Source organism: Tessaracoccus palaemonis, assembly GCF_019316905.1.
In the GTDB taxonomy this organism is placed as follows: Bacteria; Actinomycetota; Actinomycetes; order Propionibacteriales; family Propionibacteriaceae; genus Arachnia; species Arachnia palaemonis.
Window position 1 is genome coordinate 235,447 of the sequence record NZ_CP079216.1, and the last position, 26,573, is coordinate 262,019.

Sequence of the window (26,573 nt, forward strand, 5' to 3'; positions counted from 1 at the left end):
CTCTTCCCGGCCTCAACGGCCGGGCTCCATTGCGGGCAGCTACCCGCGTCGGATTCGATGCGGACGGCGTACACTCTTCCCGGCCTCAACGGCCGGGCTCCATTGCGGGAGGAACTCCGCCTTGGCGGCCGCGCCTTCGTCGTCGGCCTCTTCCCGGCCTCAACGGCCGGGCTCCATTGCGGGGACGACGCCGGCGGAACCCTGACCGGCGGGTCCGGGACCTCTTCCCGGCCTCAACGGCCGGGCTCCATTGCGGGGCGACCTCCGCCCGGAAGCTCGGCTACCACATCCAGCTCTTCCCGGCCTCAACGGCCGGGCTCCATTGCGGGGCCGGCTCGGCTAGGTTTCTGAATATCGACACCCGGTCCTCTTCCCGGCCTCAACGGCCGGGCTCCATTGCGGGATCCACGACCAGGATGGCTGGCGATTGAAGGGGCATGGCGCTCTTCCCGGCCTCAACGGCCGGGCTCCATTGCGGGGACCTGTCGCAGCCGCACCTGGGCAAGGACCACGACTCTTCCCGGCCTCAACGGCCGGGCTCCATTGCGGGCGCCTCATCGACCTCTCTGACGAGGTGGATGACAGGAACTCTTCCCGGCCTCAACGGCCGGGCTCCATTGCGGGAACCCACGCCGCGCCGCCTCCGCTCTGATATTGCCCGCCTCTTCCCGGCCTCAACGGCCGGGCTCCATTGCGGGGTGGAGGGCGCCCTCGAGGGCGACTTCGCAATCGTGGGCTCTTCCCGGCCTCAACGGCCGGGCTCCATTGCGGGGGCGATACGCCGACCTACCTGCTTATCTCCGAATCTCCCTCTTCCCGGCCTCAACGGCCGGGCTCCATTGCGGGGCGCAGTACTGCGCCCACCCCGTAGCGTCCTGGAGCCTCTTCCCGGCCTCAACGGCCGGGCTCCATTGCGGGACCGCACTCGGCTCCGTGGTGTTCCAGCTCACCACCGCTCCTTCCCGGCCTCAACGGCCGGGCTCCATTGCGGGGCGGGTAAGGAGTCCGTACTCGGCCAGGATTCCCGCCTCTTCCCGGCCTCAACGGCCGGGCTCCATTGCGGGCGGTCGGCGATCCGCTCGGCGGGCAGGGACCAGTCGACTCTTCCCGGCCTCAACGGCCGGGCTCCATTGCGGGCGCGCGGCCCACAGCTCGGCGTCTAGGCGGCTCTCCTCTTCCCGGCCTCAACGGCCGGGCTCCATTGCGGGGACCACCTCGCGCGTGTTGCACGGCTCGTCGAAGCCGGCCTCTTCCCGGCCTCAACGGCCGGGCTCCATTGCGGGTGTGCAACCTTGCCGTAGTCGACAGCCGCCTGCCCCTCTTCCCGGCCTCAACGGCCGGGCTCCATTGCGGGGTCTACGCCGTGCACGGCAACGAGGTCCCGACCACGGACCTCTTCCCGGCCTCAACGGCCGGGCTCCATTGCGGGGGCCAGGGCAACGGCGAGAACGCCCGCGACACCGGCAGCTCTTCCCGGCCTCAACGGCCGGGCTCCATTGCGGGTCGTTCCCCCGAAAGGAGCCCGACATGGCAACCACCTCTTCCCGGCCTCAACGGCCGGGCTCCATTGCGGGGCGGTCAGGTCGGCCTTGATGTTGACCGCCGCCTTGGCGCTCTTCCCGGCCTCAACGGCCGGGCTCCATTGCGGGTTGTCGATGACCGAGTCCCACGCGCCCATGACGTCGACTCTTCCCGGCCTCAACGGCCGGGCTCCATTGCGGGTTCGGCTGGGGTCTCGTGCGTCGCTTCGTGTCGTGACTCTTCCCGGCCTCAACGGCCGGGCTCCATTGCGGGACCCCGATCCCGAACCCGTTCGCCGGCTGGGATGTGACTCTTCCCGGCCTCAACGGGCGGGCTCCATTGCGGGCCGCTCCTTCCCGGAGTCCACACGGTCTGCCAGCCAGCTCTTCCCGGCCTCAACGGCCGGGCTCCATTGCGGGTACGGATTCTCCCAGGATATGTGGCAGGCATTTGCTCTGGCTCTTCCCGGCCTCAACGGCCGGGCTCCATTGCGGGACGTCACACATCGCCGGGAAGAATGCGCAGGTCCGACTCTTCCCGGCCTCAACGGCCGGGCTCCATTGCGGGGACACACGCCGAAGCTGGAACACCTCGATACGGTCCACTCTTCCCGGCCTCAACGGCCGGGCTCCATTGCGGGCACTGCACGGCAGCGGAGTAGTAGCCCGAGCTGGGCTGCTCTTCCCGGCCTCAACGGCCGGGCTCCATTGCGGGTCGGTCTTGCGATTGCGGAGCCGCTCGCGCAGCATCTCCTCTTCCCGGCCTCAACGGCCGGGCTCCATTGCGGGTTGTATGCCGACCTGAGCAGCGACTCCCCGACCCAGCTCTTCCCGGCCTCAACGGCCGGGCTCCATTGCGGGATCTTGCGCAGGCCGTCGAGGACTTCCTCGAGGCCCTCCTCTTCCCGGCCTCAACGGCCGGGCTCCATTGCGGGAACCCCAGAGGCGACGGCCACCCAGACGCCCGCTCAGCTCTTCCCGGCCTCAACGGCCGGGCTCCATTGCGGGAGGCGAACGTTCGCCAGCGATGCGCGGGAAATGTCGCCTCTTCCCGGCCTCAACGGCCGGGCTCCATTGCGGGGACCAGGTGTAGATCGTCTGCTTGCCGCCCGACGACACCGCTCTTCCCGGCCTCAACGGCCGGGCTCCATTGCGGGCACCAGATCAGGAGCGCCCGCGTCCCGGCCGGGCGCTCCTCTTCCCGGCCTCAACGGCCGGGCTCCATTGCGGGGGGATCGCGTTGACGAGCCCGAGGAACAGCTGGATCGCCTCTTCCCGGCCTCAACGGCCGGGCTCCATTGCGGGAACGTCGACGCGCTCCTCCGCGCCGACACCAAGACCCTCTTCCCGGCCTCAACGGCCGGGCTCCAATGCGGGCACCAGATCAGGAGCGCCCGCGTCCCGGCCGGGCGCTCCTCTTCCCGGCCTCAACGGCCGGGCTCCATTGCGGGTCGTAGGCGCGGTCGCGCCGGATGATGTAGCGGGCGAACTCTTCCCGGCCTCAACGGCCGGGCTCCATTGCGGGTGGTAGCTCTTGACTTGGGAGGCTAGCTCGATCTCGTCTCTTCCCGGCCTCAACGGCCGGGCTCCATTGCGGGATCGCTAGAGAGCTATCAGCGGGGTCTTTGAAGAAGACCTCTTCCCGGCCTCAACGGCCGGGCTCCATTGCGGGGTGGTCATGGTTGGTCCTTTCGTTGACAGGGGCAGGCCTCTTCCCGGCCTCAACGGCCGGGCTCCATTGCGGGAGCAGGATCGGGATGTTCGCAGTCAGGGTCGAGACGAGCTCTTCCCGGCCTCAACGGCCGGGCTCCATTGCGGGAGGTGCGCCGTGTCGAGCTTCCCGAGCTTCGAGGCGGACCTCTTCCCGGCCTCAACGGCCGGGCTCCATTGCGGGTGAGCGTGAAATGTCACACCCGCCCCGAAGGTTGTGCTCTTCCCGGCCTCAACGGCCGGGCTCCATTGCGGGGGCAACACTCGTCCCCGACTTCGCCGCGAACCTCACTCTTCCCGGCCTCAACGGCCGGGCTCCATTGCGGGGCCGCCCGCCGCCACCTGCTCGGCCTCACGCTGGCTCTTCCCGGCCTCAACGGCCGGGCTCCATTGCGGGACTCTCATGGGCTACTTCCGCCCCATCGAGCTCGCGACTCTTCCCGGCCTCAGCGGCCGGGCTCCAGCGCTGGATCGATCAAACCGCGGAACGCCGCCCCTTCGACGTCAGGTGCCACCCCTGGCACTGTGGACATCGGTATGCCCGTCGTTCCATCCCCGGGCGCCCGCTCTTGTCCTTCGCCCGGACTCGTGCCAACGCGAGCTTCGCTGCGATCTCGTCTCGGTAGCGGGTCTTCTGTCACGCCATGAGGCAAACCCTACGGAGCTGGTCTGACAGCCCAGCTGAGGCGACCCTTGGAAAAGCGACGTGAAGCCCGCAAATCCGGGGCCGGGTTGGTCAGTCCCGGAACTCCTCCGGCACCTCTGCCACGGGGATCCTGAACGTGAATTTGGCACCTCCGCCGGGCTCGTTGCCGGCCCTCACCGACCCCCCATGCGCCTTGGCCGTGTGCGCAACGATGGACAGGCCGAGACCCGTGCCGGGGGTGTTGCGTGCCTTGTCGGAGCGGTAGAAGCGGTCGAAGACGTTCGGCAGGTCGTCCTCGTCGATGCCCGGGCCCGCGTCGACGATGGTGAGGGTTCCGTCGCGTAGGTCAACCTTGATGGTCCCGTCGGACGGCGAGAACTTCACCGCGTTGTCGAGCAGGTTGGTGATGGCGCGCTCGAGCGTCGACGGGTCACCCATCACCGGGGTGGACTCCATCGTGACGGCGAAGTTGATGTTGGGTCCGCGGCGGCGGGCGCGGGCGATGGCGGAGTCGGTGACCTCGGCCAGGTCGAGGAACTCGTGAGGGCGCTGGAGGTGGTCGTCGCGGGTGAGTGCGACGAGGTCGCCCACGAGGGCGGAGAACTCGCCGAGCTGGGCCGCGACGTCGCCGAGGACCTCGGAGCGGGCCCCCTCAGGCAGCATGCCGGACTTGTCGTCGGCCACCAGGAGCTCGACGTTCGTGCGCATCGACGTCAGCGGGGTACGGAGCTCGTGGCCGGCGTCGGCGATCAGCTGGCGTTGCTGCTCCCTCGACTGCTGCAGCGACTTCAGCATGGTGTTGAACGACTGCGTGAGTTCGCCGAGGTCGTCGCGGCCGTAGATGCGGATGGGGTTCAGCTGATCCGTCTGCGTGACGGACTTCACGGCCAGCGACAGTCGGCGCACGGGTGCCAGGACGGCGCGCGCGGTCCACAGCGCGGCGGTGGTGGTCGTCACGACGCCAAGGAGCCCGGCGGTCAGCAGCACCAGCCACAGCGAGGCCAGCGTCGACTCGAGCGCGGTCGTGGGGCGGGCGAACATCACCGCGTAGTGACCCTCGGAGGTCGTCAACGGGACGGCGACGGCGCGGTAGACGACGTCGCCCTCGTACACATCGCGGGCCGACGATCCGGCGCGCAGCCGCGCGATGCTGATCTCTTCGGGTCCGGCGAGCAGGTCGACGCTCTGCCCGGGCATCTGGGACACCACGCCGTCGGCACGCACCAGCGACATCAGGCCGTTCGACGTCTCGAGCGTGCCCGACGTGAGGCCACCCATCGTCTCGATGTTCGTGGCGACGGTGGTCGCCAGGTCCTGTGCGACGGCGGTCAGCTCGTTGTCGAGCTGGTCAAGCAGCGACCACCGCGCGACGGTGTACGTCGCGCCGCCGACGAGGATCACCGACAGCGCGACGGAGAGTCCGGTCAGGAACGCCAGGCGCCACTGCAGTGACTGCCCACTGGCTAGGCGGTTGATCGCCCGACTGATCCGGATCCACCAGCTGCCGATCACGGGGGCGATTCACGCAGGACGTAACCGATGCCCCGCACCGTGTGGATGAGGCGGGACTTGCCGCCGGCCTCAGTCTTGCGGCGCAGGTAGCCGATGTAGACCTCGAGCGAGTTCGCCGTCGTCGGGAACTCGAACCCCCACACCTCGTTCAGGAGCGTGTTGCGCTCCATCACGCGACGCGGGTTCTCCATGAACACCTGGAGCAGCGCGAACTCGGTGCGCGTCAGGGAGATGTGCTGCCCGCCGCGGGTCACCTCGCGGTGTTGCGTGTCGAGCGTCACGTCCTGGAAGGTCAGCACCCGCGACTCCGCCTCGGGGGCCGGCTTGGAGCGCCGGGTGAGCGCCCTCAGGCGCGCGAGCAACTCGTCGAGAGCGAAGGGCTTGACCATGTAGTCATCGGCGCCGGCGTCCAGACCGTCGACCCGGTCGCCGACGGCGTCGCGCGCAGTCAGGATGAGAATGGGGATGTCGTTGCCGCCCTGGCGGAGCATCCGGGTGGTCTCGAGGCCGTCGAGCCTCGGCATCATCACGTCCATGATGATGGCGTCCGGCTGGTAGCTCACCAGCTTGGCGAGAGCCTCCACGCCGTCGGCAGCGGTCTGTACGTCGTCGCCGGAATAGGTCAGCGAGCGTGCGAGCGAATCGCGAACGGCCTGATCGTCGTCCACCACCAAGATGTGCATGCCTGTAACCCTGTCACTTTCCACCGACTGCTGGCATCCTACCTGGGTCCACCGACTCCACCCGGCAGCCGTGCCGGTCGCTAGTGTGTCCGCATGACAAAGCTGGTTTTCGTCTGCTGGGGCAACATCTGCCGCTCCCCGATGGCGGAGCGCGTCGCCGAGAAGCTCATCGACGAGCAGGGCCTCGACGTCGAGGTGTCCAGCTTCGGTATCTCCGACGAGGAGCACGGCAACCCCATCGACGTGCGGGCCGTCCGCGTACTGAGGGGCGCAGGCTACCGCGCCGACGACCACGGGGCTCGGCAGGTCACCGCGGCAGACCTCCGCGACGCCGATCTGGTGATCGCCGTCGAGCCGTTCCAGGTCGCACGGCTGCGCGGCCTGGCGCCCGGTGTCACCGTCGAACTGCTCAACGACTACAACCCGGAGAAGAAGGGCGAGCCCCTCGACGACCCCTGGTACGGCGGCCCGGCGGGCTTCGAGTCGACGCTGTCGGACATTGAGGCGGCCATGCCGGGGATCCTCGAGGCCGTCACGGCCGAGTGGGACCCGGCCACGCCTGCCTGACCGGTTCCGGGGCGGCCTGATCGGTTCCGGGGCGGCCTGATCGGTTCCGGGGCTGATCGGCCTCCTGCCTGATCGGTCTCCCTGCCTGCCTGGCCGCCCTCCCCTTGGCGCCCTCCGCCCGCGCCAGCCAGGCTCGTGCACAACTGTGGCCTGGTCCGCAGCACGCGCGCTATTTCCGGGTGCTGCGGCTCTGGCCACTTTTGTGAGCGGGATGGGGCTGTGACCGGGGCTGGACCGTGTGACGGCCGGCGAAATCCTGCGACGCATGAACCTGCCGACCGCGCCGACGTGCGCGGTACTAGGGTGAAGACTCACCTCACGAAAGGCGCCGCCATGAGCCTGCTCGGCCGCAGCTTCCTCAAGGAACTCGACTTCACCACCGACGAATGGCAGGGTCTGCTCGACCTCGCAGCCGAGCTGAAGGCCGAGCGACGCGAGCGTCGCGAGACGAAGCGGCTCGAGGGGAAGCAGGTCGCGCTGCTGTTCGAGAAGACGTCGACGCGCACCCGGTGTGCCTTCGAGGTCGCCATGGCCCACCAGGGCGGCACCACCACCTACCTCGATCCGTCGGGCTCTCAGATCGGGCACAAGGAGTCGGCCGCCGACACCGCCCGCGTGCTCGGCCGCTGGTACGACGGCATCGAGTACCGCGGCTCCGGCCAGGACGTCGTCGAGACCCTCGCCGCCCACGCCGGCGTGCCCGTCTTCAACGGTCTGACCGACGACTGGCACCCCACGCAGATGCTCGCCGACCAGCTCACGATGATCGAGCACTCCGACAAGCCGCTGAACCAGATCGCCTTCGCGTTCATGGGCGACGCCCGCAACAACGTCGGCAACTCGCTGCTGATCTCCGGCGCCATGATGGGCATGGACGTGCGCATGGTCGCGCCGGTGTCGCAGCACAACGCCCCCGAGGTCGTCGAGCGGGCCCGCGCGATCGCGGAGACAACCGGCGCCCGCATCACCGTCACCGACGACGTCGCCGTCGGGGTCAAGGGCTGCGACTTCATCTACACCGACGTCTGGGTCTCCCTCGGTGAGCCCAAGGAGGTCTGGGCCGAGCGGATCGCGCTGCTGCGCCCGTACCAGGTCAACGCTGAACTCCTCGCGCTCACGGGCAACCCTGACGTGAAGTTCATGCACTGCCTGCCTGCGTTCCACGACCTCGGCACGTCCGTCGGCCGCGATCTCAAGGAGCAGTTCGGCATCGAGGGCGTCGAGGTCACCGACGAGGTGTTCGAATCGGAGGCGAGCATCGTCTTCGACCAGGCCGAGAACCGCATGCACACCATCAAGGCAGTTCTGGTCGCGACGCTGGCAGGCTGACCCGGCGGGAGTCGGTCTTCCGCGCACGCCGTCTCACGGGCCGGGGCCCAGCCGCCACGTCGGCTGGCTACCTGGACGAGGGAGTGTGCGCTTCTCGTGTCCGGACCGGGGAGAACCGGTCACTGGTCGATTTTCGGGACCCCGCTAGGCCCAGGCAGTGAGCGGTTTTCGGCACCGGACCGGGGAGAAGCGGTCACTGGTCGTTTTTCGGGAGCGCGCCTGACGGTCCTCGGGAGCGCGGCGAGTGGGGTCGCGTGGAGAACGGCCGACGATCCGCGGGAAGGGCGGCGCACGGTTCATGGGGAGGGTGCCCCGACGGAGTCAGTTGGCGCGGAACACGTCGCGGGAGTAGACCCGATCCGCGACGTCATCCAACTCGTCGGACCACCGGTTCGCGATGATCAGGTCCGCGCGACGCTTGAGCTCGGCGAGGCTCTCGACGAGCTCGCAGCCCGCGAACGTCGGCCCGTCGATCATCGGCTCGTAGATGACGACGGTGGCCCCGGCGTCGCGGAGCCGACGGATCACGCCCTGCACCGACGACTCCCGGATGTTGTCCGACCCGGCCTTCATCGTCAGCCGGTGCACGCCGACCACCTTCGGGCCCCGCGCCAGCACGTCGGCGGCGATGACGTCCTGCCTGGTCTGGTTGGAGTCGACGACGGCGCGGATCAGGTTCTGCGGCACGTCCCGGTAGTTGGCGAGCAGCTGCTGGCTGTCCTTCGGCAGGCAGTATCCGCCGTAGCCGAAGCTGGGATTGTTGTAGAAGCTTCCGATCCTGGTATCGAAGCAGACCCCCTCCAGCAGCATCCGGGAATCGAGGTCGTGCTGCAGCGCGAAGCTGTCGAGCTCGTTGAAGTAGGCCACGCGCAGCGCCAGGAAGGTGTTGGCGAAGAGCTTGATCGCCTCGGCCTCGGTGGAGTGCGTGATGAGCACCGGCGCCGGCTCATGCGCCGCCTCCTGCAGGGTGCGCGCGAACTCCTCCGCCTCCGGGCCCGGGTCACCGACCACGATCCGCGACGGATGCAGGTTGTCGTGCAGGGCCCGGCCCTCGCGCAGAAACTCCGGCGAGAACAGGATCCGCAGCCCGGGGTAGGCGTCGCGGATCCGGCGCGTGTACCCGACGGGCACCGTCGACTTGATGACCACGGTCGAGTCCGGGGACAGCTCTGCTACCTGGTCGAGGACCGCCTCGATCGACGACGTGTCGAACTCGTTGAGTTCCTGGTCGTAGTTCGTCGGCGTCGCGACGATCACGAACCGGGCGCCGACGAGGGCCTCCGTCGGCTCGGTCGTGGCCCTGAGATCGAGCGGCACCTCGGCGAAGAACCGCTCGATGTCCACGTCCTCGATCGGGCAGCGCCGCTCGTTGACTGCCACGACGCGGTCGGCGTTGATGTCGAGAGCAACCACCTCATGTCGCTGCGCGAGCAGCGTCGCGTTCGCGAGCCCCACGTAGCCCAGTCCTGCGACGGCGACCCTCATGCGGCCAGCACCGCCCGTCGCAGCGACCGCGCCGCCCACCCGGCCTGGACCGCCGCCGTGCCGAGATTGCCCGCGCGCAGCTGGCGTCTGGTCATCCGTAGCGCGTAGTAGCACCCGAGCGCCGCCGCCGACCGTCGTAGCCTCGGCCGGACGTTCCTCGGCACCAGCTTCAGCACGTGCTCCAACGCCGAGTACCGCTCCGCCATGTTCGCACCCGTGCGAATGCGCGAACTGGAGTCGCTCGCCTCGTGCACGCGGTACTGCGCCAGCACCTGGTCGACGAAGTAGACGGGGCCGTGCGCCGCGACGCGTGCCCACATGTGCCAGTCGGCGGCGTGTGGCAGCGTCTCGTCGAATGTCCCGACGGCGGCATAGGTGTCGGCGTGGACGACCATCGACGGCGTCGAGATCCGGTTGGACGCGGCGAGCGCCATCAGTGCTCCTCCCCACACGCCTCCGCCGTGGACGTAGCGCCGGGTCACGGCCATGGGGTTGCTGTGGGAGTCGACGTGCTGCGTCCGGCAGAAGGCGGCCGCCAGCCCGGGTGTCTCGAAGGCCCGGTCCATGGCGTCGTAGAAGCCGGGAAGGACAAGGTCGTCGCCGTGCAGGAGATGGATCAGCTCGCCGGATGCCTGCGCCAGGCTGTGGTTGAAGTTCGGCACCGCACCGCGCGGGGTGTCGCTGCGCACGATCGTGACCCTGCCCCCGCCGAAGCGGTCGACCACCTCGTGCGGTCGGTCGGTGGAGCCGTCATCGACGACGATGATCTCGGCGTCCGAGCGACAGCCGAGCTGACCCATCACGCTCTGCAGGGTCCACGTCAGGTAATGCGCGCAGTTGTGGGCGGGGATGACCACGCTCCAACGCGGGCGCCTTGGGGGCTTCACACCAGGCAGCCTACGGACCAACATGCCCCCGTTGACCAACGATGAGGGTCGGCAGGGTGAGCGTCGCATGAACAGCAGATGACGGGGTGCATGGCGTGGTTGAACATGCGGATAACTCGCGCCCAATGCCCTCCCGGGGCGAGTCCCTGGCCGCTTATATGGAGTGCGTAGGCAGCTAGCGGAGCAGAGGGAGACGATATGCAGATCGGCATCGCGGGGGCCGGGTTCTCGGGGGCTGTCATCGCCCGTCGGTTCGCGGAGGAGGGCCACCGCGTGGTGGTCTTCGAGCAGCGCGATCACGTCGCGGGCAACTGCCACACCGAGCGCGATCCGGACACGGGCATCATGATCCACTGCTACGGGCCGCATATCTTCCACACCGGCGACGAGCGGGTCTGGGACTACATCAACGGCTTCGGCGAGATGGTGCCCTTCAACCACCGCGTGCGTACCACCGTCGGCGGTCGCGTCTACCTCCTGCCGGTCAACCTGCTGACGATCAACCAGCTCTTCGAGACCGCGATGGGTCCCGACGAGGCGCGCGAGTTCATCGAGATGCAGTCCGACCCCACCATCGGGGAGCCCGCCAACTTCGAGGAGCAGGCGCTCAAGTTCGTGGGCCGGCGGATCTACGAGGCCTTCTTCTACGGCTACACGCGCAAGCAGTGGGGGCTCGACCCGACCGAGCTGCCGGCGTCGATCCTCAAGCGGTTGCCGGTGCGGTTCTCCTACGAGGACTCCTACTTCAACCACCCGCACCAGGCGATGCCGCGTCACGGCTACACGGCCATCGTCGAGGCGATCCTCGACCACCCCGGCATCGAGGTGCGGCTGAGCTCGCCGCTGACCGACGACGACCGTGTCGACTTCGACCACGTCGTGTGGACCGGGCCGCTGGATGCCTGGTTCGGGTACGACCAGGGGCGCCTGGGATACCGGACGCTCGACTTCGAGGAGATCCGCGCCTTCGGCGACCTCCAGGGCTGCTCGGTGATGAACTACGGCGATTTCGAGGTGCCCTTCACCCGCATCGCGGAGCACAAGCACTTCGCGCCCTGGGAGGAGCACAACAAGACGGTCGCCTTCCGCGAGTTCAGCCGCCTCTGCGGACCCGACGACACGCCCTACTACCCGATCCGACTCGCCAACGACAAGGGGCTCCTGCGCGACTACGTCGCCCGGGCCGAGGCCGCGTCGGGCGTGACGTTCGTCGGTCGTCTGGGGACCTACCGGTACCTCGACATGGACGTGACCATCGGCGAGGCGCTCGCCGCCGCCGACCAGATGCTGGCGTCGGTGGCGGCTGGGGAGCAGCAGCGTCCGTTCTACGCGAAGGTCCTCTGACCGTCGCGCCGTCCCGGTCGGCTCAGTTGATTCCGGCGCACGCAGCCGTGTCGCGCCTACCCCGCTGACGCCACCCTTCTTGACCGACGCCACCCCTACCGACAGACGCCACCCTTCTTGACACATGCCACCGCCCTGGCGGTGGCATCGGTCAACAGCGGTAGCGTCTGTCGGTAAGGGTGGCGCCTGAGCGCTGCTGATTACCTGCTTGCGAGACTGGCCGGGGGAGTATCCGGAAGCAGAACACGATCCTGGTCGGCCAGCCGACCGGAATCGTGATCGACCTCGCGCTGCTTGTGAGTGGCTCCTCCGGCTCCGCTCGAGTCGTGAAGCGAGTGGATTCCCTTCGCTGCGCTCAGGGCCCTTCGACGAGCTCAGGGAGCCGTGGGGGCTCAGGCCTTCGACGAGCTCAGGGAACCGGGTCGCCGAGCTTGTCGAGGTGCCTCGAGCGGAGCGAGAGGAGTCGTGGATCTAGGGGACTCCCTTCGCTGCGCTCAGGGCCCTTCGACGAGCTCAGGGAACCGGGTCGCCGAGCTTGTCGAGGTGCCTCGAGCGGAGCGAGAGGAGTCGTGGAGCTAGGGGATTCCCTTCGCTGCGCTCAGGGCCCTTCGACGAGCTCAGGGAGCCGGGGAGGCTAGGCCCTTCGACGAGCTCAGGGAGCCGGGGAGGCTAGGGCCTTCGACGAGCTCAGGGAGCCGGGTCGCCGAGCTTGTCGAGGTGCCTCGAGCGGAGCGAGAGGAGTCGTGGAGCTCAGGGAGCCGGGGCAAGCCCAGGGAACCGCGACAGGCTCAGTGACCGGGTCAGGCGACCGGGGATCGCTCGGCGACGTCGGGGGAGTCGAGCTGCGACTCGATCCGGTCCAGCCGGTCCTCCAGCGACGCCAGGGCGAAGAGCAGGTGCTCGTTCGTCACCGATTCCCGACGGGGCGTCAGCCGGTTCACCGCAGCCGACAGCTGGCCGCTGACCCGGAAGCGCTGGCGCGCGTAGCGGACGCTCATCGTGGCCGTCTGGCGCACGCCCGAGTAGCGCAGGTGGTTCAACAGCCGGATGGGCAGCGCGTAACGACGGTCCTCCTCCGTCCGCAGGACCTCCGCGAAGCGCGCGTAGTTGCGGCGGGCCAGCGCGATCGACAGGTTCCGCGTCCGGCGACCCTTCCGCCCCTCGGCCAGCGCCTGGAGCACCTCGGCCTCCGAGTACCTGTCGAACACCTCGACCACAGCGTCGTACAGCTCACGATGGAGCTTCCGCGGCGCCTTCCGGCTGATCCACTCCAGCTGCGAGATCGCCCAGCCCAGCAGCGTCGGCGCGAACTCGTCGCGCCGGTCGGTCTCCTCGAGGAACGCGTGGATCGTCGCGTGGTGCTGGAAGATCCGCAGCAGCCGCTCGTCGGCCGTCGCCATCGTCTGGCCGGCGCGGGCGACGCGGTGCAGGCACAGCACCTCGCGCACCAGCGAGATCGAGTCGGCATGCAGCAGCGCGAACCAGTGGAACGGGTTGTCCTCGAAGAAGTAGTCGCCGACGGGGAACCGGATGGCGTGCTCCTCCAGGAGCTGGCGACGGTAGAGCTTGCGCCACGGCACGGCGACGAACCGCAGCAGCGTATGCCGGAGATCGTCGTCCAGCTCGTAGCTGTCCCTCGCCAGCTCCACCCAGCGGTGCTCGTCGGCCGGCGCGTCGAGCTTGAGCGCGCCGACGCTGCCGGCAGACCCGACCCCGTCGACCGGCCACGAGGCGTCCCCCGACGCGTCGGAGAAGAGCCGGTAGTTGCACATCACCAGGTCGGAGTTGTTCTCCACCGCCGCGCCGACGAGCTTCTCGAACATGGTCGGGTCGTAGAGGTCGTCGCCGTCGGCGAACCCGACGTAGGTGCCGGTCGCGACGTCGAGCCCCGCGTTGGCTGCCGTCGCGACCCCGCCGGGGCTGCGGACGCCGCGGATGACGGGCACGATCCGCGGGTCGCGGGCGGCGTAGTCGCGGATGATGTCCGGGCTGGCATCGGTGGAGCCGTCGTCGACAACGATGACCTCGATGTCGCGCAGCGTCTGGGCCAGGATCGAGTCGAGGGCGGCGCGCAGGTAGTCCTGGATGTTGTAGCTGGTGACGATCACCGACAGCAGGGGCATGGCGGTCATCCGATCGCTCGACGGGTCATGCGCGTCGCCAGCGCGGGGTTGCAGCGGGTCAGCTTGCCGAACTCCGGGATGCTGATCCGCAGGAGGTGCCTGCGGGTCCGCAGCGCGAACTCCTCCTGCACATCGGGCGACACCCGCTCGCCGGCCCAGCTGATGATGTTCATCGTCGTGCTCCAGTAGTGGTGCGAGTAGCGCCGCAGCCGCGACGGATGGGCGCGCAGCAGGTCGTAGGTCTCGTCGAGGGCGTCGAGCAGCGACAGCCGGTCGCGGCTGCTGCGGTTGGTGAGGTTGGTGCCGCCCGGCAGCACGCTGTGCGTGCACAGGACCTCGTTGAGCAGCAGGATCTGGTCGGCGAAAAGCAGCGAGTACCAGTGCCCGAGGATGTCGTTGTTCACCATCGTCGACCCGTACCTGAGGCCCGCCCGGCGGTACGTCGACGTCCGCAGCACCCGGTTCCACGGGTAGTTCGTGAGTCCAAGCAGCTCCGGCGCCTGATCCAACCGCAGCCGCCGCGAGTGGCGGGTGCCGACGAGCGCGGCCCACAGGGCCTCGTCGCCGTTGGTCATCGCCTGGTCCTGGTCGTCGTGGGCCCTGCGGTAGCGGTACTTCAGCACCGCGACGTCCTGGCCACCGCGCTCGAGCGCCCGCACCGCGGTGACAAGGGCCTCGGGGTGGAAGACGTCGTCGTCGTCGAAGAAGAGCGTGAACCGACCCTCGGCCTCGGCGAACCCCGTGTTGCGGGCGATCCCCGCACCGCGGTTGGTCTCGTGCCGCAGCAGCGACACGCGCGGGTCGCGCTCCGCGTAGCCCCCGACGATCTCGCCGGTGGCGTCGGAGGAGCAGTCGTCGACGACGATCACCTGGATCGCGAGTTCGGGGGTGCTGAGGACGGAGTCCAGCAGCTCGCCGATGGTCTCCTCGGCGTTGTGCGCCGGAATGATCACGGTCACGTCGACAGGCTTCATGGGATTCTGCGTTCTTCCCGCGCTGGGCCGGAATCTCTCGGTGGTGTGCATGGCGCTCATCACCCTAGAAAGCAGACAAGGCGTATTCCCGCCCCTTGGGTGAACGGGACGGGAATACGCCGTGAACTGTCAGCGGTCAGCAGGCGCGAGCGCTCGTCCTTCCACCGCCGGGCCTGTGCGGCTTGCCCTTGTCCTTCGACGGCCCCTTCCCGTCGTGCTTGCCGGGCTTGCCCGGCTTCGACGGGGTGGGTTTGTGAGGCTTGCCCGGCTTGTGGGGCTTGCCGGGCTTGTGCGGCTTCGACGGCTTGGTGGGCTTGTCCTTCGGCACCGCCGTGACGGTGACCGGCACCGACACCGTCGTCCCCGACGGCTCGACGGTGAACGTCAGGGTCTGCGCCCCGGACGCCTTCACGGTCCCCTTCGGGATGGTGACCGACGCCGTCGTCGCGCCGGCCGTCACGGTCCCCGTGCCGACGACCAGGTCGCCGAGCTTCGCCGTCACCTCGGTGTTGGGCAGCTGCGGGCTGACCCGGGCCCCGGTGGCGTCGAGCAGCATGTCGAGGGTGTCGGGTGCCAGGGCCCCCGAGATCGGCTGCCCCAGCGAGAGGCTCGACGCGGTGCCCTCGGTCAGGGCCGTGGCGCCGGTGACGGACACGCCGCGCTTGGTGTAGTCGGGGCTGAGCGCGCCCGACTCCCGGATCCAGCCGACCCACGTCTCCAGGTCGACCCGGCCGGTGTCGGCCGTGTCGGTGCCGTTGCCCAGCTCCCAGAAGTTGTCGCCGCCCGCGATCAGGAACGACCCCGACCCGACGGTGTACGTGCCGGCCGGGTCGATGGGCTCACCGTTGACCGTGATGGACGTGATCCGGTCGCCCCACTCGCGCGACTCGTCGAACGTGTAGGTGACGTTCTCGGAGATGCCGAGCGCCAGGTACAGGCGCGTGATCGTCGGGTCGACCGACCCGTCGGCCTTGCGCTGCCACTGCTGCTCGAGGACCTTCTTGAACTGCGCGCCGGTGATCTTGGTCGTCATCAGCGTGTTGGCGAACGGCAGGACCTCCGCGGCCTCCTTGTACGTGATGTCACCGGCGTCGAAGCTCGCCCGCGTGCCGCCGGGGTTCTGCAGTCCGATGAAGTTCTCGTCTCCGTCGCTCAGGGTCTCGTAGAACATCTGCGCGACGAGGTTACTGAGGGGCGACTCGACGTTGCGCGTGCCCGTGCCGCCGTTCGCCGGCGTGGAGATGCCCGCGTCGGCCTCACCGACGACCTCGGCGCCCAGCTCGTCGGCGATGGCCTTGGCGTCGGTCACGATCTGGTTGATCTCCTGGATGGCGGGGGTGGTGCCGACGTGCGTCGTGTCGATCGTGACGACCTCCGGGTCGCCCGCGATGCCGCAGTACTCGCCGTCGGCGCCGACGCCGAGCTCGATCTTCGACAGGGCCTTGGCGTACTCCCAGGCCTGCAGGATCGGTGCCCCGTTCGCGGTGGTCCAGGCGTAGTCCTGGTGCGTGTGGCCGCCCAGGATGAGGTCGACGTCGGGGGAGACGTCCTCCGCGATCTCCCGGAACGCCTCGGACGCCGAGGCGTTGGCCTCGATCGTGGAGGAACCGTCGAGCGCGCCCTCGTGGAGGCTCGCGACGATCACGTCGACGTCGGGGTCCTCCGCCAGCTCACCGGCGACCCGGTTGACGGCGTCGACGGGGTCGCCGATCGTCAGGTCCGCGATGCCGGCGGGGGAGACGAGCGTGGGCAGGGCCCCGGTGACGACGCCGACGACGGCGATGTTCAGCCCGCCGGCCTCAACGAGGGTGTACTCCTGCAGGCCGTCGGCCACGTCCTCGGTGCCCGCGTCGTACACGTTCGCGGCCAGGTAGGGCACGTCGGCGTCATGGGGGATGACGCGGTCGCGGAGGTCGCTCCAGCCCTTGTCGAACTCGTGGTTGCCGGCCGTGACCGAGTCGACGCCGATGGCGGACAGGATGTCCAGGGTCGGCTCGTCGTCCAGGATCCCGGAGACGAAGGTGGAGCCGCCGATGTCGTCGCCCTGACTGAGCAGGACGACGTTGTCGTCGCCCTTGGCCGCACGTTCCTCCTCGACGGGGGTGAAGAGTGCGGCGGCGCCTTCGATGCGCCCGTGGAAGTCGTTGAAGCCGAAGAGGCTCACGGTGCTGGTGGGGTCGGTGCAGACCTGACCGGCGGCGGCGCTGGCCGGTGCCGCGCTGGCCAGCGCGATGCCGCCGGCGACCAGCGCCGTCGCGGCGAAGCCCGCCGTCAGGCGTCTCGGATGTGAACTCATGGGGTCTCCCTGTGCTGTCGACAACGGTGAGGGCCCGTGGGCCACGCTCACTCTTTCAATGGGGAGGGTCACGCCCGGCGGACTGCCTGCGGTGTTTGTCGGCTTCCCACAAATCGCGGAGTCGAGGTGTGGACCGCGAGACTCAGAACCGCGGAGAATAGAGGCTACGCTGGCGTAGGTTACGGTTTCGTAGGTTAGGAAGGGGGCCACGTGCGCGGTCAGAGTGTCGAGATGGTCCAGCTGCTCACGCCCGACGGCGAGCGCGTCGCCAACGACGACTTCGAGTTCACGGGAAGCGCCGACGACCTCGCCGGCTATCTTCGCGACATGATCCTGGCAAGGCGTTTCGACGCCGAGGCCACGGCGCTGCAGAGGCATGGCGAGTTGGGGCTGTGGACCCCGCTGATCGGTCAGGAGGCGGCCCAGGTCGGCTCGGCCCACGCCCTGCGCGCCGCCGACGTCTGCTTCCCCTCCTACCGGGAGCACGCCGTCGCGATGGTGCTCGGGGTGCCGCTTTCCAACCTGCTCGGGTTGTTCCGGGGTACCGACGGCGGCCACTGGGAGCTGTTGGAGAAGTTCAAGAACTACCAGATCGTCATCGGTTGCCAGGCGCTGCACGCCACCGGCTACGCCATGGGGATCCAGCTCGACGGCGCCGTCGGCAACGCCGACCCGGACCAGAACGCGGCCGCGATCGTCTACCACGGCGACGGCGCGGCGAGCCAGGGCGACGTCAACGAGGCGTACGTGTTCGCCGCCTCGTACAACGCCCCCGTCGTGTTCTTCTGCCAGAACAACCAGTGGGCGATCTCGGAGCCGATCGCGCTGCAGTCGCGCATCCCGCTGTTCCAGCGCGCGCAGGGCTTCGGCTTCCCGGGCATCCAGGTCGACGGCAACGATGTGCTGGCCGTCAAGGCCGTCACCGACTGGGCCATGGAGCGCGCCCGGCATGGCGACGGGCCGACGTTCATCGAGGCCTACACGTACCGGATGGGCGCCCACACGACCTCGGACGACCCGACCAAGTACCGCGAGTCCTCCGACGAGGAGGCCTGGCGCGGCCGCGACCCGATCCTGCGTCTCGCCACCTACCTCCGCAACCTCGGCGCGGTCGACGATGCGTGGCTGGCCGCCGTCGAGGACGAGGCGAAGTCGCTGGGCGCCGACGTGCGCGCCACGATCGCGCAGCTGAAGGACGTCACGATGGATGAACTGTTCGAGACGGTCTACGCCGAGCCCACCGTCGCGCTGGAGTCGCAGCGCCGCGAGTACGCCGCCTACCTCGCAGGGGAGGACGCATGAACGAGAAGCTGACCATGGCGAAGGCCCTCAACCGGGGGCTGCGCCGCGCGCTGCAGGCCGACCCGAAGGTGCTGCTCGCGGGCGAGGATATCGGCAAGCTCGGCGGGGTGTTCCGCATCACCGAGGGGCTGCAGGCCGAGTTCGGCGAGAACCGCGTCGTCGACTCGCCGCTTGCCGAGTCGGGCATCATCGGCACCGCCGTCGGCCTGTGCATGCGCGGCTACCGCCCCGTCGTCGAGATCCAGTTCGACGGGTTCGTGTTCCCCGGCTTCGCGCAGATCGTGTCGCAGGTGGCCAAGATGCACATGCGCACCGGGGGGCGGCAGAAGATGCCGATGGTGATCCGTATCCCGTTCGGCGGCGGCATCGGCGCCGTCGAGCACCACTCCGAGTCGCCCGAGGCGTACTTCGCGCACACGCCCGGGCTGAAGGTCGTCAGCTGCGCCAACCCGAACGATGCCTACTGGATGATCCAGCAGGCCATCGGCTCCGACGACCCCGTCGTCTTCCTCGAGCCCAAACGCCGTTACCAGCAGAAGGGCGAGGTGAACTTCACCGACCGCCCCGCGCCCATGCACCAGGCATCGATCGTGCGCCACGGCAGCGACGCGACGCTGCTCGCCTACGGGCCCATGGTCAAGACCTGTCTCGACGCGGCCGCCGTCGCCGCGGAGGAGGGCACCGACCTGGAGGTCGTCGACCTCCGCACCATCAGCCCCATCGACTGGGTGACGGTCATCTCGTCGGTGCGGCGCACCCGGCGCGCGATCGTCGTCCACGAGGCTCCGCTGACGCTCGGCCTCGGTGCGGAGATCGCCGCCAAGCTGACCGAGGAGCTGTTCTACGTGATGGAGTCGCCGGTCCTGCGCGTGGCAGGCTTCGACATGCCCTACCCGCCCGCGCGCGTCGAGTCGGAGTACCTGCCGAGCGTCGACCGCATCCTCGACACCGTCGACACGTCCCTGGCCTACTGAGAGGACCGAACATGAAGAGGCATTTCCTTCTGCCCGATCCCGGTGAGGGCCTGCTCGAGGCCGAGATCGTCGCGTGGCGGGTCGCCGAGGGCGACGTGATCGAGATCAACGACGTGCTGGTGGAGATCGAGACGGCCAAGTCGCTCGTCGAGCTGCCCAGCCCGTTCGCAGGCACCGTCACCGGCCTGCTCGTCTCCGAGGGCAGCACCGTCGAGGTCGGCACGCCGATCGTCGAGATCGAGGACGGCGAGGGCGAGGCGGCCGTCGAAGAGCCTGACGAGGAGGAGTCCGCTCCGAACCTCGTGGGTTACGGGGCCAGCGCGGAGCCGAGCCGGCGTCGTCGACGCGGCCGCCCGGAGGCCCGCGAGGCCGCCGCCTCCGACGCGCTGTCGACGGCCTACTCGCAGCACGAGCCCGGTCGTCGCACCGACGAGGTCCAGCCCGCCGCGGCCGTCGAGGCCGAGCCGGAGGGCGACCCGCTGCCGTCGACGGGCGAGGCGCCGAGGGAGTCCACGCTCGTGCTCGCCTCCGACGCCGACGCGGTGCGCGCCAAGCCGCCGGTCCGTCAGTACGCGAAGGAGCTTGGGGTCGACCTGCGCGGCGTCGTCGGCACCGGTATCGGGGGCACGATCACGCGCCGCGACGTCGAGGCAGCCGCCGCATTCCTCCACCTGGATGAGCAGCCCAAGCAGGGTCGGATCCTCAACGACAACGCGTTCTTCCAGTCGTCGGCCAGCGAGCCGGGCACCCATGCGGGGCACCCCTACCAGGGCTCCAGCTTCGGCGGAGGGTTCGGGCCGACGGAGGGGCTGGGCGCCTCCGACCCGTTCCAGGGCCGCGCCGAGCGTCGGGTCCCGATCAAGGGTGTGCGCAAGGTGACGGCCGAGAACATGGTCCGCTCCGTCAACACGCATGTGCACGTGACCGAGTGGGTCACCGTCGACGTGACGGGGACGATGGAGTTCGTCGAGACGCTCAAGTCGCGTCGGGAGTTCACCGGCCTGCGCATCTCGCCGCTGCTCGTCTACGCGAAGGCCGTGTGTCTCGCGCTGGGCCGCAACCCCGACCTCAACACGTCGTGGGACGAGGAGAACCAGGAGATCGTCTACTACGCGGACGTGAACCTCGGCATCGCCGCGGCAACCCCGCGCGGACTGATGGTGCCCAACATCAAGGGCGCGCAGCGGCTGAGCCTGCTGCAGCTGTGCCAGGCGATCAACCAGCTCGTCCAGGTCTCCCGCGAGGGGAAGCTGCAGCCCGCCGACTACGCCGGCGGCACGTTCACCGTCACCAACGTCGGCGTGTTCGGCATCGACGCGGGCACGCCGATCATCAACGGCAACGAGTCGGCGATCTTCTGCATGGGCTCGATCGAGCGTCGGCCGTGGGTCGTCGGGACGGGCGCCGACGAGCGCGTCGAGCCCCGCTGGGTCACGACGCTGGCCATTTCGTTCGACCACCGCATCGTCGACGGGGAGCAGGGGTCGAGCTTCCTGCATGACATCGCGGAGATCCTCGCCGAGCCGGCCCTGGCGCTGCTCTTCTAGGAGGCGGCGTTCGCCCGGCCGATTCCCCTGAGCTCAACCGATTCCCCTGAGCTCAACCGGTTCCCTGAGCTCAACCGGTTCCCTGAGCTCAACCGGTTCCCTGAGCTCAACCGGTTCCCTGAGCTCAACCGGTTCCCTGAGTTTGTCGAAGGGCGCCGAGCGGAGCGAGGCGTGGTCGGGTTGGTCCCTGCGCTTCGCTCAGGGCGTTTCGACAGGCTCAACGACCCGGTTCCCTGAGCTTGGCCGGTTCCCTGAGCTCAACCCGGGTCCCTGAGCCGGTCGAAGGGCGCAGTGCGGAGCGAGGTGGTTTCCTTGCACCGACTCCCGACTTTGGGGGTGGCGTGCATGACGATGCCCATGTCGTGGGCGCTGGCGCATACGGTCAGCGCTCCGGGTATAGGCATTGTTGTGCCCGCTTCCCTGGGTTGGCCGGGTCCTTGAGCCTGGCCGGGTCCCTGAGCTTGTCGAAGGGCGCCGAGCGGAGCGAGGCGTGGTCGGGTTGGTCCCTTCGCTTCGCTCAGGGCGTTTCGACAAGCTCAACGACCCGGTTCCCTGAGCTCAACCCGGTTCCCTGAGCCGGTCGAAGGGCGCCGAGCGGAGCGAGGTGGCTTCCTTGCACCGACTCCCGACTCTGGGGGTGGCGTGCATAACGATGCCCATGTCGTGAGCGCTGGCAGATACGGTCAGCGCTCCCGGAATAGGCATTGTTGTGCCCGGTTCCGTGGGTTGGCCGGTTCCCTGAGGTGGTCGAGGGGCGCCGAGCGGAGCGAGGCGTCGCTACGGCGTGAGGCGCAGGTGAAGCAGCGGGTAGGGGCGCCCCTCGTCGTCGCTGTCTCTCCGGCCGACGACGGCAAATCCCCGGCGGGTGTAGAAGCCGACGGCCGACGCATTCTGCTCGTTGACATCGACCTCGGTGACGCCGAGCACCCCGACCGCGTGGTCCAGGAGGGCTGAACCGACGCGGCCACCGCGCTGGGCTGCATCGACGAACAGCATCTCCAGCTTGGCGCCGACCACCCCGGCGAAACCGATGGGACGACCGTCGCGTTCGGCGACCCACAGATTGACGGCAGGGAAGTAGTCGGAGGCAAGCCTGGCCTCGATATCTTCGCGGTCGCTCACCGAGATGAAGTCGTGCGTGGCGTCGACTGCTCCGCGCCAGATCGCGACGAGTTCCGGGTACTCGTCGGACCCGGCCACGCGGCGGATGGTCAGCTCGGACATGCGTAACTCCCAGCGACTGAGGCACCCGCGGGCTCGCCCGCAGGCGACCGGCGGTGCGGGCACCGAGGGGATGACAGACCGGACACGAGGCGCGGGATGCCAGAGCGGATCCCCGGCCCGGGACGGTTGCCGTCGGGGCGACGTCAACCAGCCCGGGCGTGGCACCGTCCGGTCAGGCGGCGGGCGGCCCCTCGTCGGTCGTTTCCTTGACCTTGCCGTCTCGGGCGAGCATCCGCGTGGCGGCCACGCCGATCTCGACGAGCACGCGCAGCACCAGCAGCTTGAACAGAACCCCGGCCAGCCCGCCGATCAGCGACTGGAGGATGGCCCAGCCGGAGGGTGCGATGAAGTCGTTGCCGCTGGCCAGGACCGCGATGAAACCGAACAGCCACTCGACGACCAGCGCGATCGCGCCCAGCATGAAGATGAGTCCGGCGGCGTCGGGCAGGGAGAGCTTACGGACGCTGAGGTCGAACGGGCTGGGCTTCGGCTCGACGGGGGTGGCGGGCTGGACCTGCGGGCCCTGGCCCTGTCCCCAACCCGGCTGGCCCCACTGCTGGCCGGCCTGCTGCGGCTGCTGGGCCTGGTCCCATCCCTGGCCGGTGGGCTGCTGGCTCTGGTCCCAGGTCTGCTGGGGCTGCTGGCTCTGGTCCCAGGTCTGCTGGGGCTGCTGGCCCCACTGCTGTCCGCCCTGCGTCTGCCCCCACTCCTGGGCGGGCTGCTGCGTCTGCCCCCAGTCCTGGGATGGCTGCTGGGGCTGGCTCCAGTCCTGGGCAGGCTGCTGCGGCTGTCCCCAACTCTGGGAGGGAGCCGAGCCCCACTCCTGCGCCGACTGTGCCGACGTCGGCGGCTGTCCCCACGGCGTCTGCTGGGCAGGGGGCTGTTGCGCGGGCTGGCCGGATCCCTGGGCGGTCCACTCCTGTGCCGACTGGCTGGAACCCTGGGCTGGCTGCGACCATTCCTGTGCCGATGATCCGGAGGCCGGAGGCTGGCCCCAGGGGGTGCCCGCCGGCGGCTCCTGCGCGGACTGTGCTGACGACGGCTTGGCCCATTCCTGCGCGGACTCGGCGGAGGAAGGCTTGGCCCACTCGTTCGAGCCCTGGCCGTTGTTCCACTGTTGGTTCGACATGGGGTCGAGTCTGCCACGCTCCGACGTGCATAGCTGCCCCGTTCCCTGAGTCAGACCGGTTCCCTGAGCTCGTCGAAGGGCGCCGAGCGGAGCGAGGCGGAGTCCCCGCGCCGTCGGCCGGGGCGTCACGTGCGGACGCAAGGTCTCCCCTTTCGGCCTCCTGTCCTGGGTGTGGCGTGCACAACGATGCCCATACCCGGAGCGCTGCAATATACGGTCAGCGATCCCGGTATACGCATCGTTGTGCACGGAATGGTGGGCGACGGGGGAGCGCGTTTCACATCGGGCCCACACGGGGCCAGACTGGACCCATGCCCACGCCCACCCGGTTCCGAGTCGACCTCGAAGCTCTGCACGCCAACCTGGCTGCCGCGCGCGACCTGGCCGGCGGGCGCAAGGTGCTGGCTGCGGTCAAGGCCAACGCGTACGGCCACGGTCTGGTCCCCGTGGCCCGGGCGATCCAGGAGCGCGGCAGCGCTGACTGGCTCGGCGTCGCCATCACAGCGGAGGGCACCCGGATCCGCGACGGAGGGGTGACGCTGCCCATTCTGAAGTTCACCCCGACGCTGCCCGGAGACCTGGCCGAAGCGATCGCGGCCGACATCACGCTTTCGGTCGGGTCCGTCGACGAGGTCCGTGCCGCCCAGGCGGCCGCTGCTGAGGCGGGACGACGGGTCGACGTGCACGTCGCCGTCGACACGGGCATGCGCCGTGTGGGGACCGAGCCGGAGAACGTCGGCAATCTCGCGCGCGTCCTCGCCGACTGCCCCGACCTGCACGTCGGAGGCATCTTCACGCACCTGCCCATCAGCGACGTGCCGGCGGGCGAGGAGTTCACCCGTGCCCAGTTCGCCCGCTTCGAGCAGGCCGTCGACGACCTGGAGGCCGTTGTCGGTCCCGTCGAGCTAGTGCACGCCGCCAACTCCGGCGCCGTGCTCGGCCACGACCTCGGCCGCACCACCATGGTCCGCCCCGGCGTCATGATCTACGGCTCCTACCCGGACCCGCTGACGGGCCACTCGCGTGAGCTGCGCGACGTCGGCCGCTGGACCACGCGCGTGACGTTCCTCAAGCGCATCCGCGAGGGCGAGACCGTCGGCTACGGTCGCACCTGGACCGCGCCCTGCGACACCTGGCTCGCCACCGCCGCCATCGGCTACGGCGACGGCTACTCGCGCCTGTTGTCCAACCGGGGTCGGGTACTGATCGACGGTCGCAGCTACCCCGTCGTCGGGCGCGTCTGCATGGACCAGATCATGGTCGACCTCGGCCCCGACGACCCGACGGTCACCGTCGGCGACGAGGTGGTGGTGATGGGGTCCGACGGCGACCAGCGTATCGGCGTCGAGGAACTCGCCGAGCTGATGGGCACCATCACGTACGAGGTGACCTGCCTGATCACCGAGCGCGTGCCCCGCGACTACGTGTGACCCGTTGCCCGGGTGGGTCTTCGTGCCGGTGCTCCGCCTCGCTGCGCTCGGCGCCCTTCGACGAGCTCAGGGAACCGGGTTGGCTCCAGGCGCCACCCTTAAGCGCAGGCGCTACCGCTTGCGACCGATGCCACCGCCATGGAGGTGGCGTCGGTCGACAAGGGTGGCGTCGGTCGACAAGGGTGGCGTCGGTCGACAAGGGTGGCGTCGGTCGACAAGGGTGGCGTCGTTCGACAAGGGTGGCGTCCGTTGACAAGGGTGGCGTCTGTGGTCCCACCACGGAGGTTCGACGGGGATCCAGCCCGTCAGCCGGCCTGGACGACGGTGCCGGTGAGCTTCGGCCGGCGGCTGGGGAACTCGGCCTGCGCGTGCTTGGCGATCGACGCGGTCGACCAGCCGTCGACGACGGCGCCGACCCCGCCCCCGACCATCGGGATCCGCTTGCCGAGCCAGACGCCGAAGCGCTTGCCGGTCAGCTGGTTCATGGAGCGGTCGAGCAGCGCCTTCGCCACCTGCCGGTCGAGGCGCGCGTCGAAGACCGGCGCCGTCGCGACGACCAGCGGCGACGACGGAAGCACGCCCTTCGCGACGAGGTTCGCGTTGCCCGACGGGCCGAGCATCACCATCAGGATGGCGGTGCGCACGCGCGGGTCGCTGAGTTCGTAGCCGCGTAGGTGAGCGATGCCCGCGACCAGCCGCGCCTGGATGAACGCGGCGGCTGTGACATTGGCGGGGATGGTCACGATCGAGACCAGGAACCCGCCCCAGTTCGTCGCAAACCCCTGCCCGGAGGCCATCGCGACGTGCGAGGTCACCATCCGTGCGATGGCGTCCTCCGCGTCGTTCTTCGCCAGGAGCAGCTGCTTGGCGGACTGCTTCGCTCCGGGAAGCTTGCCGCGGCCCTCGATCGCGAGGTCCAGGATCTCGTGGAAAGCGCCCGCCGTGATGCCCTCCGTCAGGGCGACGACCTGGTTCGGCTCACTCATCGGGCCTCCTTCCGCCTTCAACAGTGTCACACGTGGAATCCGCAATCCAGGATTCTCAGGGGGCGGACGGGGTCGGCTCAGGGGAACGTGCGGGCAGTCCCGCGGCCAGGCCACGCAGTCCCGGTGAGCGCGTCGCCCGCTGGTCGGTGGCGGGTGCCAGACTGTGCACGTGTTGTCAGCGCTGTTCGGTTCCCCGGACCAGTGGCCAGCCCGCGACCTCATCGGCTACTCCGACGAGTTCTACGCCGCGCTCGCCCTGGAGGCCTACCGCGCCGGTGTCTTCCCCATGCCAGTCGACAGCGAGGCGATGGGCTGGTGGTCGCCGATGCAGCGCGGCCTCATCCCCGTCGACGGGGTCCGCGTCACCCGGTCGCTGCGCAAGATGGCGAAGCGGTACTCCACCACCGTCGACCACGCCTTCCCGCGCGTGATGGCGGCCTGCGGATCCCCGACGCGGCCCGACGGCTGGATCGACTCGCGCATCCGCACCGCCTACTCGCACCTCCACCGCACCGGCTGGGTTCACTCGGTCGAGGTGTGGGACGCCGACGGGGTACTGGTCGGCGGCCTGTACGGGGTACACGTTGCGGGCCTCTTCGCGGGGGAGTCGATGTTCCATGACGACGAGCGAGGCCGCGACGCGTCCAAGGTCGCCCTGATCCGGTTGGTCGTCGAGCTCGCGGCCGTCGGGGTCGAACTCCTCGACGTGCAGTGGCTCACCGAGCACCTCGGCACGTTGGGCGCCTACGAGGTGCCGCGCGCCGAGTACCTGCGACGCCTCGAGCACGCCCTGACGCTGCCGACCCTGCCGTGGACCAGGTTCGGGCCCCTCACCGGCGCAGAGCTGCTCGCCGAGCACGACGCGGTCGCGGCCGGCCGCGGTGTCCTGCGCCTCGCCTAGAGTG

At 69.3% G+C, this 26,573-nt stretch carries 18 protein-coding genes and 1 CRISPR repeat array (1 of these 19 running past the window's edge); of the genes, 8 read left to right on the forward strand and 10 right to left on the reverse strand.

What is annotated here, in order from left to right:
- Positions 1 to 3,700: direct repeats of the CRISPR family, unit length 36 nt; unit sequence CTCTTCCCGGCCTCAACGGCCGGGCTCCATTGCGGG; it begins 2,416 nt to the left of the window's first position.
- A 266-nt stretch (positions 3,701 to 3,966) separates the two neighbouring features.
- Together KDB89_RS01015 and KDB89_RS01020 are read right to left on the reverse strand one after the other, a co-directional pair.
- The gene (locus KDB89_RS01015; RefSeq protein WP_439654876.1) at positions 3,967 to 5,352 is read right to left on the reverse strand and encodes a sensor histidine kinase; all 1,386 of its coding nucleotides are present in this window, start codon (positions 5,350 to 5,352) and stop codon (positions 3,967 to 3,969) included.
- Positions 5,353 to 5,384: 32 nt separating this feature from the next.
- On the reverse strand, positions 5,385 to 6,071 hold the full coding sequence (locus KDB89_RS01020) for a response regulator transcription factor (RefSeq protein ID WP_219082668.1): 687 nt from the start codon (positions 6,069 to 6,071) through the stop codon (positions 5,385 to 5,387).
- A gap of 93 nt (positions 6,072 to 6,164) precedes the next feature.
- Here KDB89_RS01020 and KDB89_RS01025 point away from each other — a divergent pair, with 93 nt between their 5' ends.
- Positions 6,165 to 6,638, forward strand: coding sequence for a low molecular weight protein-tyrosine-phosphatase (locus tag KDB89_RS01025; RefSeq protein WP_219082670.1), 474 nt, complete (start codon positions 6,165 to 6,167; stop codon positions 6,636 to 6,638).
- Between the two features lie 333 nt (positions 6,639 to 6,971).
- Positions 6,972 to 7,967 (forward strand): ornithine carbamoyltransferase, encoded by a 996-nt coding sequence (argF, locus tag KDB89_RS01030; protein WP_219082683.1) that lies wholly within the window; start codon positions 6,972 to 6,974, stop codon positions 7,965 to 7,967.
- A 321-nt stretch (positions 7,968 to 8,288) separates the two neighbouring features.
- Here the strand turns inward: argF and KDB89_RS01035 are convergent, their stop codons facing one another.
- Both KDB89_RS01035 and KDB89_RS01040 read right to left on the reverse strand, forming a co-directional pair.
- Complete coding sequence (locus KDB89_RS01035) at positions 8,289 to 9,452, reverse strand: nucleotide sugar dehydrogenase (RefSeq protein ID WP_219082686.1); 1,164 nt, start codon at positions 9,450 to 9,452, stop codon at positions 8,289 to 8,291.
- Positions 9,449 to 10,339, reverse strand: a complete 891-nt coding sequence (locus KDB89_RS01040) for a glycosyltransferase (RefSeq protein WP_219082689.1) — start codon at positions 10,337 to 10,339, stop codon at positions 9,449 to 9,451. Before KDB89_RS01040 ends, KDB89_RS01035 begins: the two co-directional genes overlap by 4 nt.
- A 198-nt stretch (positions 10,340 to 10,537) precedes the next feature.
- Here KDB89_RS01040 and KDB89_RS01045 point away from each other — a divergent pair, with 198 nt between their 5' ends.
- Complete coding sequence (locus tag KDB89_RS01045; RefSeq protein WP_219082691.1) at positions 10,538 to 11,683, forward strand: UDP-galactopyranose/dTDP-fucopyranose mutase family protein; 1,146 nt, start codon at positions 10,538 to 10,540, stop codon at positions 11,681 to 11,683.
- 800 nt (positions 11,684 to 12,483) lie between these two features.
- Here the strand turns inward: KDB89_RS01045 and KDB89_RS01050 are convergent.
- The 3 genes from KDB89_RS01050 to KDB89_RS01060 form a co-directional block, all read right to left on the reverse strand.
- Positions 12,484 to 13,806: a glycosyltransferase gene (locus tag KDB89_RS01050; RefSeq protein WP_219082693.1), complete on the reverse strand. Its 1,323-nt coding sequence runs from the start codon at positions 13,804 to 13,806 to the stop codon at positions 12,484 to 12,486.
- Positions 13,807 to 13,811: 5 nt separating this feature from the next.
- Positions 13,812 to 14,765 carry a glycosyltransferase gene (locus tag KDB89_RS01055; protein WP_219082696.1) on the reverse strand — a complete coding sequence of 318 codons (954 nt, stop codon included), beginning with the start codon at positions 14,763 to 14,765 and terminating at the stop codon, positions 13,812 to 13,814.
- A gap of 151 nt (positions 14,766 to 14,916) precedes the next feature.
- Complete coding sequence (locus tag KDB89_RS01060; protein WP_219082699.1) at positions 14,917 to 17,076, reverse strand: 5'-nucleotidase C-terminal domain-containing protein; 2,160 nt, start codon at positions 17,074 to 17,076, stop codon at positions 14,917 to 14,919.
- Positions 17,077 to 17,286: 210 nt separating this feature from the next.
- Here KDB89_RS01060 and pdhA point away from each other — a divergent pair, with 210 nt between their 5' ends.
- The 3 genes from pdhA to KDB89_RS01075 are packed head-to-tail and all read left to right on the forward strand — an operon-like array spanning position 17,287 to position 20,899.
- Complete coding sequence (gene pdhA / locus KDB89_RS01065) at positions 17,287 to 18,378, forward strand: pyruvate dehydrogenase (acetyl-transferring) E1 component subunit alpha (protein ID WP_369408088.1); 1,092 nt, start codon at positions 17,287 to 17,289, stop codon at positions 18,376 to 18,378.
- Positions 18,375 to 19,352, forward strand: coding sequence for an alpha-ketoacid dehydrogenase subunit beta (locus tag KDB89_RS01070; RefSeq protein WP_219082701.1), 978 nt, complete (start codon positions 18,375 to 18,377; stop codon positions 19,350 to 19,352). Before pdhA ends, KDB89_RS01070 begins: the two co-directional genes overlap by 4 nt.
- 29 nt (positions 19,353 to 19,381) lie before the next feature.
- Positions 19,382 to 20,899 carry a dihydrolipoamide acetyltransferase family protein gene (locus tag KDB89_RS01075; RefSeq protein ID WP_219084153.1) on the forward strand — a complete coding sequence of 506 codons (1,518 nt, stop codon included), beginning with the start codon at positions 19,382 to 19,384 and terminating at the stop codon, positions 20,897 to 20,899.
- 777 nt (positions 20,900 to 21,676) lie between these two features.
- On the opposite strand, the gene KDB89_RS01080 is transcribed toward KDB89_RS01075, so the two are convergent.
- Both KDB89_RS01080 and KDB89_RS01085 read right to left on the reverse strand, forming a co-directional pair.
- Positions 21,677 to 22,123, reverse strand: coding sequence for an acetyltransferase (locus KDB89_RS01080; protein WP_219082703.1), 447 nt, complete (start codon positions 22,121 to 22,123; stop codon positions 21,677 to 21,679).
- A 172-nt stretch (positions 22,124 to 22,295) separates the two neighbouring features.
- Positions 22,296 to 23,252, reverse strand: a complete 957-nt coding sequence (locus KDB89_RS01085) for a hypothetical protein (protein WP_219082706.1) — start codon at positions 23,250 to 23,252, stop codon at positions 22,296 to 22,298.
- A gap of 311 nt (positions 23,253 to 23,563) precedes the next feature.
- On the opposite strand from KDB89_RS01085, the gene alr reads away from it, so the two are divergent.
- The gene (gene alr, locus KDB89_RS01090; protein ID WP_219082708.1) at positions 23,564 to 24,682 is read left to right on the forward strand and encodes an alanine racemase; all 1,119 of its coding nucleotides are present in this window, start codon (positions 23,564 to 23,566) and stop codon (positions 24,680 to 24,682) included.
- A gap of 305 nt (positions 24,683 to 24,987) precedes the next feature.
- On the opposite strand, the gene KDB89_RS01095 is transcribed toward alr, so the two are convergent.
- Positions 24,988 to 25,668, reverse strand: coding sequence for an EcsC family protein (locus tag KDB89_RS01095; RefSeq protein WP_219082710.1), 681 nt, complete (start codon positions 25,666 to 25,668; stop codon positions 24,988 to 24,990).
- A gap of 169 nt (positions 25,669 to 25,837) precedes the next feature.
- Between KDB89_RS01095 and aat the strand changes: the two genes are divergently transcribed.
- Positions 25,838 to 26,569, forward strand: a complete 732-nt coding sequence (gene aat, locus KDB89_RS01100) for a leucyl/phenylalanyl-tRNA--protein transferase (RefSeq protein WP_219082712.1) — start codon at positions 25,838 to 25,840, stop codon at positions 26,567 to 26,569.
- Positions 26,570 to 26,573: the final 4 nt, after the last annotated feature.

Bases quoted from the DNA above. Each gene is read 5' to 3' on its own strand.
- KDB89_RS01020 (WP_219082668.1), bottom strand. From the start codon at position 6,071: ATGCACATCTTGGTGGTGGACGACGATCAGGCCGTTCGCGATTCGCTC.
- KDB89_RS01025 (WP_219082670.1), top strand. From the start codon at position 6,165: ATGACAAAGCTGGTTTTCGTCTGCTGGGGCAACATCTGCCGCTCCCCG.
- argF (WP_219082683.1), top strand. From the start codon at position 6,972: ATGAGCCTGCTCGGCCGCAGCTTCCTCAAGGAACTCGACTTCACCACC.
- KDB89_RS01035 (WP_219082686.1), bottom strand. From the start codon at position 9,452: ATGAGGGTCGCCGTCGCAGGACTGGGCTACGTGGGGCTCGCGAACGCG.
- KDB89_RS01045 (WP_219082691.1), top strand. From the start codon at position 10,538: ATGCAGATCGGCATCGCGGGGGCCGGGTTCTCGGGGGCTGTCATCGCC.
- KDB89_RS01050 (WP_219082693.1), bottom strand. From the start codon at position 13,806: ATGCCCCTGCTGTCGGTGATCGTCACCAGCTACAACATCCAGGACTAC.
- KDB89_RS01060 (WP_219082699.1), bottom strand. From the start codon at position 17,076: ATGAGTTCACATCCGAGACGCCTGACGGCGGGCTTCGCCGCGACGGCG.
- KDB89_RS01070 (WP_219082701.1), top strand. From the start codon at position 18,375: ATGAACGAGAAGCTGACCATGGCGAAGGCCCTCAACCGGGGGCTGCGC.
- KDB89_RS01080 (WP_219082703.1), bottom strand. From the start codon at position 22,123: ATGTCCGAGCTGACCATCCGCCGCGTGGCCGGGTCCGACGAGTACCCG.
- KDB89_RS01085 (WP_219082706.1), bottom strand. From the start codon at position 23,252: ATGTCGAACCAACAGTGGAACAACGGCCAGGGCTCGAACGAGTGGGCC.
- alr (WP_219082708.1), top strand. From the start codon at position 23,564: ATGCCCACGCCCACCCGGTTCCGAGTCGACCTCGAAGCTCTGCACGCC.
- KDB89_RS01095 (WP_219082710.1), bottom strand. From the start codon at position 25,668: ATGAGTGAGCCGAACCAGGTCGTCGCCCTGACGGAGGGCATCACGGCG.